The sequence below is a fragment of the Bradyrhizobium algeriense genome, from assembly GCF_003062295.1.
GTDB classification, from domain to species: domain Bacteria; phylum Pseudomonadota; class Alphaproteobacteria; order Rhizobiales; family Xanthobacteraceae; genus Bradyrhizobium; species Bradyrhizobium algeriense.
This window is the reverse complement of sequence record NZ_PYCN01000117.1, coordinates 1-2,331: the sequence shown is the minus strand read 5'-3', so window position 1 is coordinate 2,331 and position 2,331 is coordinate 1. Positions and strand designations below refer to the sequence as shown.

Sequence of the window (2,331 nt, the reverse complement as noted above, 5' to 3'; positions counted from 1 at the left end):
CAGCTTGATGATGTTATCTTTGGACACGGCATATCGCTCCTTCGGTGGAGAAGTGGAGGCGTCAAGCACCCCCACGATATGCCGCCTTTCCGATTCCCGCCGTCACCAACTTTGGGCGATAGCTCGCCGACGGGATGAGCACGATGCTGTAACCTGGCTGGACTCCGGTGCTGATGAGTATCTAACTACACCACTGTCCATGGCTCGGCTTTTGGCTCACATCAACGCTCTGAGCAGGCGCCGTTTTGGCTTCCCTGTTGGAATGCGAAGCAGGGCGCAGGACGGACGATGGCGTTTCGGGGAGTGGGAGCTGCGCCTCAAATCTCGAAAGCTCTATGATCCTTCAGGCAGGTCGGTAGCCTTAACCGCGGCGGAATATTCGCTCCTAGTGACCTTTGTTGAGGCAGCGCAACGGCCGTTGTCGCGAAAGTACTTACAACGGGCCACCCGTGTGCACGGAGAAATACTAGATCGCAGCATAGATGTTCAGATCCTCCGGTTGCGTCGCAAGCTTGAAGGAGATGCGCGCGCTCCCCAGTTGATAAAAACTGTGCGTGGCGTAGGTTACTTGTTTAATATGCAGACTGTCCGCGCTTGAAGTCTCCCTCGTGATGGTGATGTAGTTGCTCTGGTGACGCATCCTTCACCGGGTTCGATCTGTTTTGAAGTTCGCTTTGGCTCACAACAGGACCAGGAATAAAGGTGACCTTGCCCAACGTGGTTCTGGCTCAAGACAAGGACCAGAGCATGAAGCGCAGCCGGTTTCGGAAGAGCAGATCATCGGGATTTTGAAGGAGCATGAGGCCGGCGTGTCGGTCGTGGATCTCTGCCGCAAGCACGGCGTCAGCGACGCCAGTATCTACAAATGGAAAGCCAAATTAGGCGGGCTGGAGGTTTCGGAGGCTCATGCTTGCGCTCGTAGTGTTGAAGCCCCAGGACCATGGCACGGCCCGCTGGGCGCGCTTCGGTGAGATGAAAGAGGCTCGCTATATTCTACCCTAGCATAGGGTTTCCGAACCAATCTTTGGCAAGACGGTGGGTCCGGGCGGGCCGGGCCAGTACGGCATGGCGCCGACGCGCAACAATGCGGGCATCGCGCACGAGAGCGGATCGATCGAGAGTGCGCACGGTCATCTCAAACGAGCGCTCGACGATGGGCTTTTGCTGCGGGGCACGCGCGACTTCGCTAGTCTCGATGCCTACCGGGCTTTTGTAGACGAGATTGTAGGTCGGCGGAACGCTAACCTCGCCAAGCGGATCGCGCTCGAGAAGGAAGCGCTGCCGCCGCTGCCGAAATGCCGCACGACCGATTTCGAGGAGAAGGTGATCCCGGTGACGTCGTCAGGTGGCTCCATCCTGCGGCGCGTGTTCTACACAGTGCCTTCAAGACTGATTGGCCATCGCCTGCGTGTGCGTATCTTCGACGACCCGCTCGAATGCTTCCTCGGCGTCACGCCGGTCGTGACGCTGCGGCGCGGTCGGCCTGTATCGGAGAGTCAGGGCGGGCATGTCGTCGATTACCGGCACGTCATCCATGCTCTGCGCCGCAAACCGATGGCGCTCCGTCAACCTCGTTTATCGCGACCAGCTCTTCCCGCGCGCGGCTTACAAACGTCTGTTCGAGACCATGCGGGAGCTGATGGCCGGCGCGCCTGTAAGGTGACGGTCGAGCTTCTGGCGCTGGCCCACGAGCGAGCGTACGAAGCCGAGCTCGCCAAGGCGATCACGATCGACCTCGATACCGGACAGTTACCCGATCTTGCGGCATTGCGCGATCGCTTCCGACCCGAGATTGGATTCCGAGTGTTGCCGTCAAGCTGGCGCGCGGATCGCACCCGCCGTCGCATTGAGCGACACATGGTGGAAGCGCGCTTGCCTGCCAGCAAGACGGCGAGCGAGGATACGCTTTCCGCGCAGGCCGCAGCGGCGAAGACGTAGAACGTCCGCCCCTTCATGCGCAAGCGGCCGGTGCGCAAACCATGGTCGGATGACGTCGGACGCAAGCTCGTCGTCATTGAGGCTCGAACGACCTGCGTTTGCTGCCGTGGATCGCGGCTGGCAAAGATCGGTGCGGTGAGGACCACCTACGGCATCGCAATCCGCGTCCTTCACGGACGACGGATGGATCCAGCGGAAGCCTGGCTGCGTTCACGCTTGCCCCATCAACGAAGCGCCGCACCGGGTTGGTTCAGCAAGAGCCTCAACGTGAGCGTCATGTAGGGACCACGCTCTGAGGGCTGATCTGGTCGGCTAGGAAGATCTTGCGGAATGGTTTGTCGCGAGGTCACAATGTCGAAGGATAGTCGTAAGGATAGCGATAAGGATAGGCAT

At 59.8% G+C, this 2,331-nt stretch carries 1 protein-coding gene and 3 pseudogenes; all 4 read left to right on the top strand.

Features of this window, described 5'->3' with window-relative positions:
- Window positions 1-7: 7 nt before the first annotated feature.
- Complete coding sequence (locus tag C7G61_RS47790; RefSeq protein ID WP_108523390.1) at window positions 8-598, top strand: winged helix-turn-helix domain-containing protein; 591 nt, start codon at window positions 8-10, stop codon at window positions 596-598.
- Window positions 599-747: 149 nt separating this feature from the next.
- Window positions 748-905 (top strand): annotated as a pseudogene (locus C7G61_RS42515) (transposase); the annotation flags it as partial.
- A 154-nt stretch (window positions 906-1,059) separates the two neighbouring features.
- Window positions 1,060-1,791: pseudogene (locus C7G61_RS46865) on the top strand (IS21 family transposase); the annotation flags it as partial.
- 30 nt (window positions 1,792-1,821) lie between these two features.
- Window positions 1,822-2,070: pseudogene (locus C7G61_RS42510) on the top strand (IS66 family transposase); the annotation flags it as partial.
- Window positions 2,071-2,331 lie beyond the last annotated feature (261 nt).